Annotated in this window: 14 protein-coding genes; 4 read left to right on the top strand and 10 right to left on the bottom strand. The window is 67.0% G+C overall.

Going from position 1 to position 16,388, the window contains the following annotated elements; translation table 11 throughout:
- The first annotated feature begins 2 nt into the window (after positions 1-2).
- Genes ACLBYA_RS10430 through ACLBYA_RS10420 form a run of 3 tightly spaced genes read left to right on the top strand, consistent with a single transcriptional unit; the run spans position 3 to position 1,412 of the window.
- Positions 3-308, top strand: a complete 306-nt coding sequence (locus tag ACLBYA_RS10430; protein WP_447709317.1) for an ArsR/SmtB family transcription factor — start codon at positions 3-5, stop codon at positions 306-308.
- Entirely contained in the window at positions 305-820 is a 516-nt protein-coding gene (locus tag ACLBYA_RS10425; RefSeq protein WP_447709316.1) for an SRPBCC family protein, read from the top strand. Before ACLBYA_RS10430 ends, ACLBYA_RS10425 begins: the two co-directional genes overlap by 4 nt.
- A complete protein-coding gene (locus ACLBYA_RS10420) occupies positions 813-1,412 on the top strand; it encodes a flavodoxin family protein (protein WP_447709315.1) in 600 nt (199 codons plus the stop codon). The genes ACLBYA_RS10425 and ACLBYA_RS10420 overlap by 8 nt, the downstream gene beginning before the upstream one ends.
- Here the strand turns inward: ACLBYA_RS10420 and ACLBYA_RS10415 are convergent.
- From ACLBYA_RS10415 to metH, 8 genes are all read right to left on the bottom strand, one after another.
- Positions 1,396-2,775, bottom strand: coding sequence for an FAD-containing oxidoreductase (locus ACLBYA_RS10415; RefSeq protein WP_447709314.1), 1,380 nt, complete (start codon positions 2,773-2,775; stop codon positions 1,396-1,398). The genes ACLBYA_RS10420 and ACLBYA_RS10415 overlap by 17 nt on opposite strands.
- Positions 2,775-3,275 (bottom strand): DUF4126 family protein, encoded by a 501-nt coding sequence (locus tag ACLBYA_RS10410; protein ID WP_447709313.1) that lies wholly within the window; start codon positions 3,273-3,275, stop codon positions 2,775-2,777. Before ACLBYA_RS10410 ends, ACLBYA_RS10415 begins: the two co-directional genes overlap by 1 nt.
- A gap of 68 nt (positions 3,276-3,343) precedes the next feature.
- Positions 3,344-4,189 carry an ATP phosphoribosyltransferase gene (gene hisG, locus ACLBYA_RS10405; RefSeq protein ID WP_447709312.1) on the bottom strand — a complete coding sequence of 282 codons (846 nt, stop codon included), beginning with the start codon at positions 4,187-4,189 and terminating at the stop codon, positions 3,344-3,346.
- 4 nt (positions 4,190-4,193) lie between these two features.
- Positions 4,194-4,475, bottom strand: a complete 282-nt coding sequence (locus ACLBYA_RS10400; protein WP_447709311.1) for a phosphoribosyl-ATP diphosphatase — start codon at positions 4,473-4,475, stop codon at positions 4,194-4,196.
- Positions 4,476-4,504: 29 nt separating this feature from the next.
- Complete coding sequence (locus ACLBYA_RS10395) at positions 4,505-6,826, bottom strand: putative bifunctional diguanylate cyclase/phosphodiesterase (protein ID WP_447709310.1); 2,322 nt, start codon at positions 6,824-6,826, stop codon at positions 4,505-4,507.
- Positions 6,827-6,907: 81 nt separating this feature from the next.
- Complete coding sequence (locus ACLBYA_RS10390) at positions 6,908-8,374, bottom strand: sugar porter family MFS transporter (protein ID WP_447709309.1); 1,467 nt, start codon at positions 8,372-8,374, stop codon at positions 6,908-6,910.
- A gap of 115 nt (positions 8,375-8,489) precedes the next feature.
- Positions 8,490-9,173 carry an HAD family hydrolase gene (locus tag ACLBYA_RS10385; RefSeq protein WP_447709308.1) on the bottom strand — a complete coding sequence of 228 codons (684 nt, stop codon included), beginning with the start codon at positions 9,171-9,173 and terminating at the stop codon, positions 8,490-8,492.
- Between the two features lie 217 nt (positions 9,174-9,390).
- On the bottom strand, positions 9,391-13,125 hold the full coding sequence (metH, locus tag ACLBYA_RS10380) for a methionine synthase (protein ID WP_447709420.1): 3,735 nt from the start codon (positions 13,123-13,125) through the stop codon (positions 9,391-9,393).
- A 145-nt stretch (positions 13,126-13,270) separates the two neighbouring features.
- On the opposite strand from metH, the gene ACLBYA_RS10375 reads away from it, so the two are divergent.
- Positions 13,271-14,206: a PAC2 family protein gene (locus ACLBYA_RS10375; protein ID WP_447709307.1), complete on the top strand. Its 936-nt coding sequence runs from the start codon at positions 13,271-13,273 to the stop codon at positions 14,204-14,206.
- Here ACLBYA_RS10375 and ACLBYA_RS10370 read toward each other — a convergent pair.
- Positions 14,203-15,081 (bottom strand): SDR family oxidoreductase, encoded by an 879-nt coding sequence (locus ACLBYA_RS10370; protein WP_447709306.1) that lies wholly within the window; start codon positions 15,079-15,081, stop codon positions 14,203-14,205. The two genes, ACLBYA_RS10375 and ACLBYA_RS10370, sit on opposite strands and share 4 nt — an antisense overlap.
- Before the next feature lie 26 nt (positions 15,082-15,107).
- On the bottom strand, positions 15,108-16,346 hold the full coding sequence (gene mshC, locus ACLBYA_RS10365) for a cysteine--1-D-myo-inosityl 2-amino-2-deoxy-alpha-D-glucopyranoside ligase (RefSeq protein WP_447709305.1): 1,239 nt from the start codon (positions 16,344-16,346) through the stop codon (positions 15,108-15,110).
- Positions 16,347-16,388 lie beyond the last annotated feature (42 nt).

Below are 16,388 nucleotides of genomic sequence, written 5' to 3'. Positions count from 1 at the left end.
GTATGGATGTCTTCGAGGCGGTGGCCGAGCCCAGTCGGCGCATTCTGCTCGACGTATTGCGCGACGGTGAACGGACTGCGGGCGACCTGGTTGCCAGCCTGCCCGGGCTGACCCAGCCGACCGTATCCCGGCATCTGCGGGTACTGCGCGAGGTCGGGCTGGTCGAGGTGCGTTCGGACGCCCAGCGGCGGATCTACGCCCTGCGCGCCGACGGTCTGGTCGAGATGGACGATTGGCTGAACCGCTACCGGCACTTCTGGTCGGCTCACCTCGACGCCCTCGAGCGACACCTGGACGAAACGAAATGACGAATCTTCCAGGTGAACTCATCATCGACGGTGACCGCGCCACCCTACGCTTCCAGCGTTGGCTGCCGCACCCACCGGACACGGTCTGGGCGGCGCTCACCGACCCGGCCCGACGCGAGCAGTGGATGGGACCCACCGAGATCGACCCCCGCGAGGGCGGCCGGATCGACATGGTGCCCGCCGATCCGCCGGCACCCGCCGAGGCCAAGCGGATGACGGGACGGATCACGGTGTGGGATCCGCCGCGGGTGTTCGAACACGAATGGAATCAGCGGATCGTCGAGCCCGGCCTGGTGCGCTACGAACTGCATCCCGAGAACCACGGCACCCGACTGCTGTTGATCCACCGCGGCCTCGGAGTGCGTAACGCCAACGGATTCCGGCCCGGTACCCATGCCTACCTGGACCGGCTGGCCGCGCTACTGACCGGCACACCGCCGCCCGACTGGCCCGAGCGCTATCGCGAACTGGCCCAGACGATCTACACCGATGGAGAAGCACATGATGTCTGATACCCAGCTCACCGTCGCTGTGGCGTATCACTCCGGTTTCGGGCATACCGCCACGCTGGCCGGCGCCGTCGCCGACGGCGTCCGCGAGGCCGGTGCGCTGGTCGCCCCGATCACGGTCGATACCATCACCGAGGCCGACTGGGCCATACTCGATTCCGCCGACGCCATCATCTTCGGTGCCCCTACCTATATGGGCAACATCTCCGCCGGATTCCAGGAGTTCGCCGAGCAGACCGGCCGACGGTGCATGACCGGGACCTGGCGGGACAAGGTGGCCGCCGGATTCACGAACTCGGGTGCCAAGAGCGGCGACAAGCTGACCGCCCTGGTGTCGCTGGCGGTCTTCGCCGCCCAACACCACATGCATTGGGTCAGTTTGGGTCTCGGCCCGGGCTGGAACAGCTCGGGTGGCAGCGAACATGACCTGAACCGGTTGGGCTTCTGGCTCGGCGCGGCGGCGCAGACCGATGTCGACTCCGGCCCGCGCGACGTTCACCCCGCCGATCTCGCCACCTTCACCCACCTGGGCCGACGCGTCGCGCTGGTGAGCGCGGAACTCGCCGCCGGACGGGCCGTCACGTCAGCGGCTTGAGATCCTGCAGCAGGGTCGGTACCAGTTCGCTGACGGTGGGATGGATGTGCATGGTGCGTGATATCGCGGTGTAGGGCAGCTTGGCGGTCATCACGTCCAGGATGGCATGCACCACCTCGTCGCCGCCGACCCCGAGGATCGACGCGCCCAGGATCTCGGAGGTTTCGGCGTCCACCACCACCTTCATGAACCCCTGGGTCTCCCCCTTCTCGACGGCGCGGCCCACCCGGGTCATCATTCTCTTGCCCACCAACGCTTTTCGACCGGCCCGGCGCACCTCGTCGGCGCTCAACCCGGCGCGGCCGAGCGGCGGGTCGATGTAGAGCGCGTAGGTCGGGACACGATCGCTGACCCGGCGCGGGTCGTTGTCGAGAAGGTTGGCCGCGACGATCTCGAAATCGTTGTACGACGTGTGGGTGAAGGCGCCCTTGCCGTTGCAGTCCCCCATCGCCCAGATGTGCTCGGCGGTGGTGCGCAGTTGATCGTCGACCTGGATGTAGCCACGCCTGTCGGTCGCCACGCCGGCGGCTTCCAGCCCGAGGTCGTCGGTGTTCGGGGTGCGGCCGACGGCGATCAGCGCGTGACTCCCGGCGATGGGCTCTGCGCCGGCGTGGGTCGTGACAACAAAACCGTTGTCGCGCTTGGTGAAGCGGATGTCGTCGGCGTCGGTATGGATCTCGATGCCCTCGGCTTCCAGGATGCCACGGATCGCGGCCGAGACATCCTCGTCCTCGCGCGAGGTCAGCCGCGGCCCGCGCTCCAGCACGGTCACCCGGGCGCCGAACCGCCGGTACATCTGCGCGAACTCCAGCGCGATGTAACTGCCGCCGACCACCACCAGATGCTCGGGCAGGGTGTCGAGTTCCAGCACTGACACGTTGGTCAGATAGTCGATATCGGTCAGGCCGGGAAGGTCGGGCACCACGGCGCGACCGCCGACGTTGAGGAAGATGCGGTCGGCGCTGATCAGTTCACCGTCGACATCCATGGTGTGCGGGTCGACAAACCGTGCATGCCCCCGCAGTAGCGTCGCACCCGTCATCCCCGCGATCCAGGATTCCACGCCGCGGCGATCGGAGTCCACGATGCCGTCCTTGCGGGCCTTCACCTTCGCCATGTCGACGGTGACCGCACCGGTGTCGATCCCGAATTCGGGCCCGCGGCGGGCGATATGGGCCGCATGCGCACTGGCCACCAGGGTTTTGGTGGGGATGCAGCCGTAGTTGACGCAGGTGCCGCCGACCAGTTTGCGTTCGATGACGGCGACCCGCTGACCTGCCTCGGTGAGTCGGCCGGCCAGCGGCGGGCCGGCCTGGCCTGCGCCGACGATGATGGCGTCGTAAGCGGTTGTCTCGCTGACCATCAGATCAACGATGCGAGGAATACGACGGCGAAGCCGCCGAGCACCGCGACGATGTCCTCGGCCACAGCCACCGGAAGATCCTTGCCGCCGTTGCGTTCGACGAGAGCCTTACGTGCCTGATAGCCGCCCATCGTGCCCAGCACCGCGCCGACGATGCCCGCGCCGATCCCGGAGACGACGTTACCGCCGGTGGCGGCACCGATGACACCGCTGACCAGTACGGCTCCGGCGAACCCGCCGGTCAGCAGCCGCGCCGCGAACTGCATGGGTACCGTGCGCGACGGTGTGCTGGGCAGCTGATCGGTGACCAGCTCCACCAGCAGCAGGATGGTCAGCACTGTCACGGTGATCGGGTGGGTCAGAAACTGCGCCCAGGTCCCGTCCAGGTTGATCCAACCGAGCAGACCACCCCAGGCCACCACCGCCGGCGGGGTGAGGGCACGGAGTCCGGCCACCACACCGATGAGCAACGCCAAGAGCAGAACCAGAACAACCGTCATGACCACCTCCGTGTGCTGACCAGATGCCTCCGGACGCTAACACGCAAATCGGCTGCGTACCCGCTGTATCAGAAGCGGCAGAACCTGATGTCGGAGGCGAGGATGGCCTTGGCGCCGATCGCGGCGAGCTGGTCCATGATGGTGTTGACGGTGCGGCGCGGCACCAACGCGCGCACGGCCACCCAGTCGGGGTCGGCCAGCGGGGCGATCGTCGGCGATTCCAACCCCGGTGTCACCGCGGTCGCCTGATCCAGAAGGCTACGTGGACAGTCGTAGTCGAGCATCAGATACTGCTGCCCGAACACCACACCCTGCACCCGGGCGGCCAGCTGATCACGCGCCGGATCGGGTTCGGAGCCGGCCCGTTCGATCAGGATCGCCTCCGAGTCACACAGCGACTCCCCGAACGCGACCAGATTGTGCAGACGCAGGGTCCGCCCGGACCCGACGATATCGGCGATCACATCGGCCACACCGAGCTGGATGGAGATCTCCACCGCCCCGTCCAGCCGGATGACCGTGGCCTCGATACCTTTGTCGGCCAGATCATTTCGGACCAGATTCGGATACGCCGTGGCGATCCGCTTGCCGGCCAGTTCGGACACCTGCCAGTCCCGGCCGGCCGGTGCAGCGTACCGGAAGGTAGACGACCCGAAACCGAGGGCCAGCCGTTCGGCGACCGGGGCGTCGGCGTCGGCGGCCAGATCGCGGCCCGTGATCCCGAGGTCCAGCTCGCCGGAACCGACGTAGATGGCGATGTCCTTGGGGCGCAGGAAGAAGAACTCGACGTTGTTCTCCGGGTCGATGACCGTCAGATCCTTGGGATCGGTGCGCCGCCGGTAGCCGGCCTCAGACAGGATCTCCGAGGCCGATTCGCTCAGCGCACCCTTGTTGGGTACCGCAACACGCAACATATGACTAGAGCTTCCGGTAGACGTCGTCGAGGCTCAACCCGCGCGACAGCATGAGCACCTGGGTCCAATACAGCAACTGGCTGATCTCGTCGGCCAACGCGTCATCGCTCTCATGCTCGGCCGCCAGCCAGACCTCACCGGCCTCCTCGAGGATCTTCTTGCCCAGTCCGTGCACCCCTGCGTCGAGTGCCGCGACGGTACCGCTGCCCGGCGGGCGGGTCTGCGCTTTCTCACTGAGCTCGGCGAACAGGCCGTCGAAGGTCTTCACGGGCAGCGATTGTTTCATGTGCCGGTCACAACCCCCAAGACGCGGTGTCATCCGGCCGGATCAGGTGCCTCCAGCCGGGCGACCAGTGCCGGCACGTCACCCGGATGTACCGGTGCGCTGAAGTAGTAACCCTGGCCGGTGTCACAGCCGTGCCGGGTCAGCCACTGCGCGGTGTCGGCGTCCTCGACACCCTCGGCCACCACCGCGACACCGAGGATGCGCGCCAGATCGATCACGGCCTTGACGATCGCCTCGGCGCGGCGGTCGGTGGTGACACCGGCGATCAGGCGACCGTCGAGTTTCACCTCGTCGATCACGAGGTCACGCAGGTACGACAGTGCCGAATAGCCGCTGCCGAAATCGTCGATCGCCACCCGGATCCCCCGGCCACGCAGCCCCCGCAGCACGTCGGTGACGGTGACCAGGTCGGTGAGGACCTGATCCTCGGTGATCTCGACGGTCAGCAGACCGTGCGGCAGTCCGCGCCGGTCGAGCTGGCGGCACAGCGCTGCAGGCAATTCGGTATCGCGCAGCATCGGGGCGAACAGGTTGATCGCGACATCGACGTCCAGGCCGCGGGAACGCCACTGCGCGGCATCGTCGAGAACCTTGGTCACCACGAGCTCGGAGACCGGACGCATCAGTCCGTGCTGGCGCACCAGGGACAGGAAGGTGTCCGGGCGCAGCGTGCCCAGCCGTGGATGCGGCCAACGCAGCAGTGCCTCGACGCCGGCGATGCGTCGGCTGGCGAGGTCGACCTTGGGTTGGTAGGCGACCTCGATCCGACCCTCGTCGACCGCATCACGCAGTTCGCCGAGCAGCCGGATACGGTCGGCGCCGCTACTGTCGGAAATACGCGGTCCGCCACGGGTTTCGGGGCTCCAGCCTCGGGCCGTGGCCAGATCGTCCTCGAATGTCCGCACTTCGGAGGTCCGGGACCGCTTGGCCGCGTACATGGCGATATCGGCGCGTTGGACCAGCATCGCCGCCGTCAGTTCCGGCGATTCCGGGGTCGCGGTGGCCACCCCGATACTGGGCCGCAGGAACACCTCCTGACCGTCGACCACAAAGGGCACCGCGAACTCGTCGGCCACCCGACGGGCCACCAGCTGATGGTCGTCGGCGCCGCCCTCCATCAACAGGGCGAACTCGTCACCACCCATTCGGGCGACGGTGTCACCGGTGCGGACGCATTCCAGGATGCGTTGCCCCGCATCGATCAACAACCGGTCGGCGACCGGATGCCCGAGGCTGTCGTTGACCAGCTTGAAATCGTCGAGGTCGATCGAGACCACCGTGATGGGCCGCTCGTCGCGGGTGCGCAGCAGCATCGCGTGATGCAGACGCTCGTCGAACAACGTCCGGTTGGCCAGTCCGGTGAGTGGATCGCGCAGCGCCTGATCGGCTGCCTCAGCCAGTAGTCGCCGGTTCTCCCATGCCGACAGCATCTGCCGCGCGCAGACCACACAGACGAGTAACGGGACCAGCACACTCTCCAGCCCACGCATCAACACCGGCGGGCCGAGTGCGCCAACCAGCAGGAACGGAACGTAGGGCAGCCACAGCGATGAATGTGACGGCACCGGTGCGGGTCGGTCGGGCACGGCGGTCGGGCGCCGACTGATCACCGCCGCGACCGCGAACAGGGCCATCCCGGCCGCCCACAGAATGTCGATGAAATGGCCGGTGCGGTACCCGCCCTCCACGATCAGGAACGCCAGCGTGACATCGGCGATGGTGATCAAGGTGAGTGCCAGCGCCACCACCGCCAGCGCCACCGGACGACGGCGCCGGGAGCGGGCCAGCGCGAGCACGGCCACCGACAGCACCACCACATCGGCCAGCGGGGTGATCAAGGCCAACGTCAGCTCGACGTTGTTGTCGCGCAGTGTGTCGACAACCTTGTTGAGACTGAAGATCCACATCAGCAGGAACAGGCACAGCGATACCGTCAGCGCGTCGAGGGTCAGATGCACCCGCGAGACCAAGCCCCCGCCGGCCAGCAGTTGGGCCAGCCCTACCGCGACGAGCAGCGAGAACGCCAGATAGAACAGATCGGCGGGCGAGGGCGACGGCGGTTCCCGCAGGATCACGTCGTAGAACAGCCAGATCGCGTCGCCGACGGCCCAGGCACACAGCGCGGTCGACAGCGTGATCCAGGCGCGCCGCGTCGGCCCTTCGGCGTGGCGGGCCGCCATCGCCGCGCAGCCGGCCGCAAAGGCGGACAGGCTCACCGAGATCGTGTCGTTGGCCAGTGCCAGCCACCAGGCGTCGCCGGCGAAGATCATCGTCACCGCGAGCGCGGCAACCAGTGCGCAGGGCACCGCGATGGCGACGTGGTCGCGCGACGAGTTCAGGCTGGTGCCCAACCGCTCACCCCCCACCGACCGTCGTACACCAGGCCCTCACCGTAATGGCGGCGATGTCGTGTCGCAGATCACCCCTGCACGCTAGTTGGTGACGGGTTTGTCCTCGTTGAGCAATTCGGCGTGCATGTCCTCCAGCGACACACCCTTGGTTTCGCGGACCCACCTGGTGACGAACACGAACGACAGCACCGCGCACAGCGCGTAGAACCCGTAGGCCAGCCCCAGGTGATTGCGCAGCTCGGGGAAGCTGACGGTGATGGCCCAGTTGGCCGCCCACTGCCCGGCCGCGGCCAACCCCAGGGCGGCTGCCCTGATTCGGTTGGGGAACATCTCGCCGAGCAGCACCCACACCACCGGTCCCCAGGACATGCCGAACGCGACCACGAACAGGTTGGCGGCGACGAGCGCGATGATCCCGGATGCGCCCGGCAGGCTCGGGGTGCCGTCGGCGTTGACGGTGGCATTGGCGAAGATGACGGCCATGGTGGCCAGGGTGACCGCCATACCTGCCGACCCGATCAGCAGCAGGGGCTTGCGGCCGATCTTGTCGATGAGTGCGATGGCGATCAAGGTGGTCAGCACGTTGATCACCGAGGTGATCACCGTGTACACCGCCGATTCGTCGGCGCTGAATCCGACCGCCTGCCACAGCACATTCGAGTAGTAGAAGATCACGTTGATCCCGACGAACTGCTGGAAGATCGACAGCCCCAGGCCGACCCAGACGATGCCGTACACCCCACCCGTGGGCTTACGCAGATCACGCCAGGACGGCTTGTCCTCCCGCTCCAGGGTGTCCCGGATGCGGGTGATGGTGATCTCCAGGTTCTTCTGCCCCAGCAGCATGCTCAGCACCCGGCGCGCTTCCGGGATCTTGTGGCTGGCAACAAGATAACGCGGCGACTCCGGGATGGTGTAGGCCAGCACGCCGTACAACACGGCGGGCACCGCCATGGCCAGGAACATCCAGCGCCAGGCGTCCAGGCCCAGCCACAGCACCTCGTTGGGGCCACCGGCGATCCATTGCAGCACCCAGTTGACGGCGAACGAGGCGAAGATGCCGAGCACGATCGCGAGTTGTTGCAGCGATCCGAGCCTGCCGCGGATCTGCGGTGGTGAGGTCTCGGCGATGTAGGCCGGCGCGATGACCGACGCCACGCCCACACCGATACCGCCGACGATCCGGAACAGCACCACGGTCCAGACGTCATGGGCCAGACCGGTTCCGAATGCGCTGATCAGGAACAACACCGCGGCGATCTTCATGACCGCGATCCGGCCGATCTTGTCCGCGATGCGGCCTGCCGTCATGGCGCCGGCCGCCGCACCCAGCAGTGCCGACGCTACGGCGAATCCGAGTTCGGCGTTCCCGATCCCGAAGTCCTCCTGGATGGAACTCACCGCGCCGTTGATGACGGCGCTGTCGTAGCCGAACAGCAACCCGCCGAGCGCGGCGACGCCGGCGATGCGCACAGCGGTGCGCCCGGAGTGGAAATCGGGATCGTCGTCCAGAAAAGAAGCTTCTCCGCCGACCGGGCCATGTGTCATCGGATCGTCCTTCCGCAGCAGACAGTGATGCGTGACATCTCACGATGGCACAACGATGCCCGGTGCGGACCGTAACCAAACGGGTGATACCGCAGTTGTGACGAAAGGCGCGCGCTCAGGCTGAGCGTTCGCCCGCGACCAGACCGAGTTCGGTGTGGATGGCCCGCAGATCGCCGACGGTCAACCCGGCCAGGGATTCGGCGTGCCGCCGTCGATCGCCGGTCGGTACCTCGATCTCGTTGGGGATCACCAACACGGCGCACCCGGCGGCCTCGGCCGCGGTGGTCCCGGTCACCGAATCCTCGATCGCCAGGCACTCGGTCGCGTCCAGCCCCAGCGCCGCCGCGGCGTGCAGATAGATATCGGGTGCCGGCTTGCCCACCGGCACCTCGTCGCCGCACACCGTGACCGCGAAGTAGTCGCGGCCAATGCTGTTGAGCGCCTTCTCGGTCAACCCCCGGCGGGTGTTGGTCACCAGCGCCATCGTCACACCATCACCGGACAGTGCGTCGAGCATCTCGCGGGCACCGGCACACCATGGCAGTCCTTCGGCGAACAGTTCACCGACGTAGTCGTGCATCCAGTCGGCGGTGCCCGCCATGTGCTGTGGATCCGGGTCCAGGCCGAGGTCGTCGTAGACGATCTTCATGACGGTGTCACTGGAACCGCCGATGGTGGAGGTCCGGACCGCGGCGGTCAGCTCCCGGTCGAATCGCCGGTACAGCTCATGAATGGCGATATCCCAGAGCTTTTCGGAGTCCACCAGCGTGCCGTCCATGTCCCAGAGCACTGCGCGCATGCAGTCATTCTCGCATCGCGGCCGATGACCGGGGAAATCCGGCGGTGGCTGCGTGATCCGCTGCCCGGCAGGGTGATTCTTGTGACAGCGGCCACGGGGACGGCTGAAGCCGCTGGGTGTCAACGGTTGTCACTGACGTAATGTGACGCTGACAGCCTCGCCGTGGACATATATGCACGGCGAGGCTGTCAGCGTCACATTACGTTCGTGATCCCGCTCAGTCCTCCGGGTTGTAGCCGAGGTTGGGCGCCAGCCAGCGTTCCGCCTCCTGCAATGTCCAGCCCTTGCGCCGCGCGTAGTCGGCGACCTGGTCCTGGGACAGCCTGCCGACGACGAAGTACTGCGACTGCGGGTGCGAGAAATACCAGCCGCTGACCGCGGCGCCCGGCCACATCGCCATCGACTCGGTGAGCTCGATACCGGTCCGCTTGGTCACATCCATCAACTCGAACAGCGTCGTCTTCTCGGTGTGCTCCGGGCAGGCCGGGTAACCCGGCGCCGGCCGGATGCCGACGTACTTCTCGCCGATCAGCGACTCGTTGTCGAGTTGCTCGTCGGGCCGGTAACCCCAGAACTCCTCGCGGACCCGCTGATGCATCCGTTCGGCGAAGGCCTCGGCCAGCCGGTCGGCCAGCGACTCCAGCAGGATCGCGCTGTAGTCGTCGAGGTCTGCCTTGAACTCGACGATCTTGTCGTGACTGCCCAGACCCGCGGTGACGGCGAACGCGCCGACATGGTCGGCCAACCCGGTCTCCTTCGGCGCGACGAAGTCACCCAGCGACTTGTTCGGAACACCGTCGCGGTGCTCCCCCTGCTGGCGCAGGTTGTGCAGCGTGGTCAGCACCTGGGTGCGCGCAGCGTCGGTGTAGACCTCGATATCGTCACCGACGGCGTTCGCGGGGAAGAACCCGATCACGCCGTTGGCCGTCAGCCACTTCTCCTTGATCAAGGTGTCCAGCATCGTCTGGGCATCGTCGTACAGCTTGCGAGCGGCCTCACCGGAGGCCGGGTTGTTCAGGATGTCCGGAAAGCGACCCTTCATCTCCCAGGCGTTGAAGAACGGCTGCCAGTCGATGTACTCGCGCAGTTCGGCCAGGTCGTAGTCCAGAAATTCTCGTACACCCGTCCCGATGACCGGTGCCGGCGGCGTGTAGCCGGCCCAGTCGATCGGCGTGCGGTTCGCCCGCGCCTTCTCCAGGGTCAGCATGGGCCGCTCGTTCTTCTGGGCATGCCGTTCGCGCAGCGCCGCGTAGTCGGCCGCGGTGGCCTCCAACAGACCGGGGCGCTGCTTGTCGTCGAGCAGGGCGGCGGCCACCGGCACCGACCGGGAGGCATCCTTGACCCACACCACCGGACCGCTGCGGCGCGGGGCCACCTTGACCGCGGTATGCGCGCGCGAGGTGGTCGCGCCGCCGATCAGCAGCGGGATCTGCAAGCCCTCGCGCTCCATCTCGACGGCGAAGTTGACCATCTCGTCCAGCGACGGCGTGATCAGGCCGGACAGTCCGATGATATCGGCGTTGTGTTCCTTTGCCGCGTCCAGGATCTTCTGCGCGGGCACCATCACGCCGAGGTCGATAACCTCATAGTTGTTGCACTGCAGCACAACTCCGACGATGTTCTTCCCGATGTCGTGGACGTCGCCCTTTACGGTCGCCATGATGATGGTGCCGTTGGTGTCCTTGTCCGCGATACCGGATTCGGCCTTCTCCTCCTCGATGAACGGCAGTAGATAGGCGACGGCCTTCTTCATCACGCGCGCGGACTTGACCACCTGCGGCAGGAACATCTTGCCCGAGCCGAAGAGATCGCCGACGACGTTCATGCCGTCCATCAGCGGTCCCTCGATCACCTCGATCGGGCGGCCGCCGGCGGCGGCGATATCGGCCCGCAACTCCTCGGTGTCGGCGTCGACGTGTGCGTCGATGCCCTTCACCAGCGCATGCGTGATCCGTTCCCGGACAGGAAGATTACGCCATTCGGCCGCGGCGGCCTCGTCGGTCTTGTCCGCCTTGGTGTTGAACCGCTCGGCGATCTCCAGCAGCCGTTCGGCGGCGTCCTCGCGCCGGTTCAGCACCACATCCTCGATACGGTCCCGCAGTTCGGGGTCGATCGAGTCGTAGGGCACCAGCGCGCCGGCGTTGACGATGCCCATGTCCAGGCCCGCCTTGATGGCGTGGAACAGGAACACCGCGTGGATCGCCTCGCGCACCGGATTGTTACCGCGGAACGAGAAGGACACGTTGGAGATACCGCCGGAGATGTGCACCCCGGGCAGGTTCTCCTTGATCCACGCGCAGGCCTCGATGAAGTCGATGCCGTAGGTGGCGTGTTCCTCGATACCGGTGGCCAGCGCGAAGCAGTTCGGGTCGAAGATGATGTCCTCGGCCGGGAACCCGACCTCTTCGGTCAGGATCCGGTAGGCCCGCCCGCAGATCTCCTTGCGCCGCTCCAGATTGTCGGCCTGGCCCTGCTCGTCGAAGGCCATCACCACCACGGCGGCGCCGTACTTGCGGCACAGCCGGGCCTCGCGCAGGAACTTCTCCTCGCCCTCCTTCAGGGAGATCGAGTTGACGATCGGCTTGCCCTGCACGTTCTTCAGGCCGCTCTCGATGACGTCCCACTTGGAGGAGTCGATCATCACGGGGACCCGGCTGATATCGGGCTCGGCCGCGATCAGCTTGGTGAACCGGTCCATGGCGGCGACACCGTCGATCATGCCCTCGTCCATGTTGATGTCGATGACCTGGGCACCGACCTCGACCTGCTGCAGGGCCACCGACAGCGCGGTGTCGTAGTCCTCGGATTTGATGAGGTTGCGGAACCGTGCCGAGCCGGTGATGTTGGTGCGCTCACCGATGTTGACGAACAGCGAGTCGTCGGTGATGTTGAGCGGCTCCAGCCCCGAGAGCCGGGTGGCCACCTCGATCTGCGGCAGCGGGCGCGGTGTCTTGCCGTCGACGACCTTGGCGATCTCGGCGATGTGCTGTGGCGCGGTGCCGCAGCATCCGCCGACCAGGTTCACCAGACCGGCATCGGCGAACTCGGCGACATAGGAGGCCTGCCGCTCCGGCGACTCGTCGTACTCACCGAAGGCGTTGGGCAGGCCCGCATTCGGATAGCAGGACACATAGGTGTCGGCGATGCGCGCCATCTCGGCGATGTAGGGCCGCATCTCCGGGGCGCCCAGGGCGCAGTTCAGGCCCACCGCGATCGGCTTGGCGTGCCGGATGGCGTTCCAGAACGCCTCGGTGACCTGACCGGACAGGGTCCGACCGGACGCGTCGGTGATGGTGCCGGAGATGATCACCGGCCAGCGGCGGCCGCGCTGTTCGAACAGCGTCTCGATGGCGAACACCGCGGCCTTGGCGTTCAGCGAGTCGAAGATGGTCTCGACGATGATGATGTCGGAGCCGCCGTCGACCAGGCCGCCCGCGGCCTCCAGGTATGCGGTGACCAGCTGGTCGTAGGACACGTTGCGGGCGCCCGGATCGTTGACATCCGGCGAGATCGACGCGGTCCTGGTGGTGGGGCCCAGCGCGCCGGCGACATACCGCGGCTTGTCGGGCGTGCTGAACTCGTCGGCGGCGGCGCGGGCGAGCGCGGCGCCCGCGTAGTTCAGCTCGTACGCGAACTCCTCCATGCCGTAGTCAGACAGCGAGACGGCGTTCGCGTTGAAGGTATTGGTCTCCAGGATGTCCGCACCGGCCTGCAGGTACTCGCGGTGGATGTCCTCGATGATGTGTGGCTGGGTCAGATTCAGCAGGTCGTTGTTGCCGATCAGATCGCTCGGCCAGTCCTTGAAGCGGTCACCGCGGTAGCCGGCCTCATCGGGCCGGTCACGCTGGATGGCGGTGCCCATGGCGCCGTCGATCACCACGATGCGCTGTTGCAGCGCAGCGGTCAGTTCGTCGGTGCAGTCCGGTCGGATGTTCGGCACAAAAGGATTCAACTCAGGGGTGCTCACATACGTTCCTTCCGTGACGGAAGGCGTCCTTGACTCTGCCGAGCGTGGCGGATGACCGGGTGACACCGGCAAACCGTTGCAACGCCTCTCGACGCACAAAAGTCTACGTGTTCACCCGATCGACGTCTTGATGCCCGCTCGCCGCCACGCCGCCGGCCACGGCTCACGACCGCCTGTCAGGGCTTACGCTGAGGGAGTGACACCGTCGGATGCGAGCGGACCCGGCCTGCCGAAACTGCAGAACACGGTCGTTGTTGCGGCCTTCGAGGGCTGGAACGACGCCGGTGACGCGGCCAGCGGTGCGCTGGAGCACCTGGACTCCATCTGGGAGGCCGAGACGATCGTCGAGATCGACGACGAGACCTATTACGACTACCAGGTGAACCGCCCGGTGATCCGGCAGGTGGACGGGGTGACCCGCGAGCTGGTGTGGCCGTCGATGCGGATATCGCACTGCCGCCCGCCGGGCAGTGACCGAGACATCGTGCTGATGCACGGTGTGGAACCCAATATGCGGTGGCGCACCTTCTGCGCCGAACTGCTGGCGATCGCCGACAAGCTCAATGTCGACACCGTGGTGATCCTCGGTGCGTTGCTGGCCGACACACCACACACCCGTCCGGTGCCGGTGTCCGGCGCCGCCTATTCGGCCGATTCGGCCAAGTTCTTCGGCCTGGAGGAGACCCGCTACGAAGGACCCACCGGTATCGCCGGGGTGTTCCAGGACGCCTGTGTGCAGGCCGGGATCCCGGCCGTGACGTTCTGGGCTGCGGTCCCCCACTATGTGTCGCAGCCGCCCAACCCGAAGGCGACGGTGGCGCTGTTGCGCCGGGTCGAGGATGTGCTCGATATCGAGGTGCCGCTGGCCGATCTGCCCAGTGCCGCCGAGGAGTGGGAGCAGGCCGTCACCGAGATGACCGCCGAGGACGACGAGATCGCCGAGTACGTGCAGTCGCTGGAGGAACGCGGCGACGCCGAGGTCGACATGAACGATGCGCTGGGCAAGATCGACGGGGACGCGCTGGCCGCGGAGTTCGAGCGCTACCTGCGCAGACGAGGTCGCTAGTTCTCCAGCGCCTCGGTGCGGGCGCTGGTCGAGCGGCCCAGCGCGGCCACCTCGGCATCCAGTTTCGGCAGGAGTTCCGGAGTGAACCGGCGGATGTCTCGTTCGCCCACCGGTGTCGACACCAGCGGCCGGATCCAGCGGAACAGCCCGACCCAGCGCGGGCAGTAGATGCGCTTGCTGCGCCGCTCTATACCGCGCACGAAGGCAGCCCCGCAGGCCTGCACGGTGGTGGTCTGCTTCAGCGGCCCGGGCATCCGGGTGAGCATCTCGCGGAAGGTGGACAGATCGGCCTTGGCGTCCTGCACCAGCGGGGTGTCGATCCAGCTCATGTGGGCGCAGCCGACATCGACACCGCGATGGGCGACCTCCAGGCGCAGGGTGTTCGCGAGGTATTCGGCACCGGCCTTGGACGCGTGATAGGCGGCCAGACCCGGTGCCGAGGTGAACGCCGCCAGCGAGGACACCACCAACACGTAGCCGCGCCGTTGCAGTACCGCCGGCAAGGTGGCCCGCACCGTGTTGAACACGCCGACCACGTTGACGTCGACGACCCGCCGGAAGGCGTCGGGATCGACGGCCAGAAGCGACCCGAAACTGGCGATCCCGGCATTGGCGATGACGATGTCGATACCGCCGAAGCGCTCGACGGCCGCCGCGGCGGCCGCCTCCATGGCCGGCAGGTCACGGACGTCGGCCAGGGCCGTCAGCACGTGAGCGTCCCCACCGAGCTTGGCCGCCAGCTCGATCAGCGGCGCCTCGTCCAGATCGGTCAGCACCAGGTCGGCGCCCTTGCTACGCAGCCGCAGCGCCAGTTCGGCGCCGACGCCGCGGGCGCCACCGGTGATGAAGACGACTTTGCCGTGCAGTGAACCCATGGCGGTAGAACGTACCGCCGTAGCGGCTACAGGTCTACACCCAGCAACGCATCGGCGAGGTCGGCGACCAGGCGCGGAGCCGCCGCGTCGGCGCCCCCGTAGGTCAATGCGTCGGTACACCAACCATCTATGGCGGCAAGCGCTTTCGGGGTGTTCAGGTCGTCGGCCAGGTAGCCGCGCACGCGTGCCAGCACATCGGTGGCATCGGGACCGGCAGGCAATGCCGTTGCCGCCCGCCACTGCTGCAATCTGGCCTGCGCCTGCTCCAGCACGGCGTTGCTCCAGAACCGATCCTCGCGGTAGTGCCCCGCGAACAGGCCGAGCCGGACCGCGGACGGATCGACGCCGTCGGCGCGCAGCCGGGACACCAGCACCAGGTTGCCGCGGCTCTTGCTCATCTTGTGCCCGTCCCAGCCGATCATCCCGGCGTGCACATAGTGCCGGGCGAATCGGCGCTCCCCACTGACCGATTCGGCATGCGCGGCCGAGAACTCGTGGTGCGGGAAGATCAGGTCGGAACCGCCACCCTGGATGTCCAGGCCGGTGCCGATCCGGGTCAGTGCGATCGCCGCGCATTCGACATGCCAGCCCGGCCGTCCGTCACCGAACGGGGACGGCCAGCTCGGCTCGTCGGGACGCTTGCTGCGCCACAGCAGCGCATCCAGCGGGTCGGCCTTGCCGGTGCGGTCGGGGTCGCCGCCGCGCTCGGCGAACAATCGCGACATGGTCTCGTGGTCATAACCCGACTCGTAGCCGAACTGCACGGTGGCGTCGGCGTGGAAGTACACATCGGGATACTGCGCATCGTCGACGACATAGGCGGCCCCGGAGGCCAGCATCTTCTCGACGAGCTCGATCACCTCGGCGATCGCATCGGTGGCCGCCACATAGTCCCGCGGCGGCAGCACCCGCAGCGCGGCCATGTCCTCGCGGAACAGCTGGGTCTCCCGGTCGCCGAGCTCACGCCAGCCGATCCCGTCGCGGGCGGCACGTTCGAACAGCGGATCGTCGACATCGGTGATGTTCTGCACGTAGTGCACATCGTGGCCGCCGTCGCGCCAGACCCGGTTGACGAGGTCGAATGTCAGATAGGTCGCGGCGTGCCCGAGGTGGGTGGCGTCATACGGGGTGATGCCGCAGACATACATCGTGGCGGTCGGCCCCGGGGTCACCGGGCGGACCTGCCCGTCGGCGGTGTCGTAGAGCCGCATTGGCACGCCGCTGCCGGGCAACGTGGGAACGGTCGGCGCCGGCCAGGACTGCATGGCATCGACTCTAGGGGGTTGGGTCACCTGTTCCCTCCGGTG

The sequence above is a fragment of the Mycobacterium sp. C31M genome, assembly GCF_053345865.1.
Note: the sequence above shows the minus strand (reverse complement) of the source record. Positions and strands in the feature narration are given on the sequence as shown.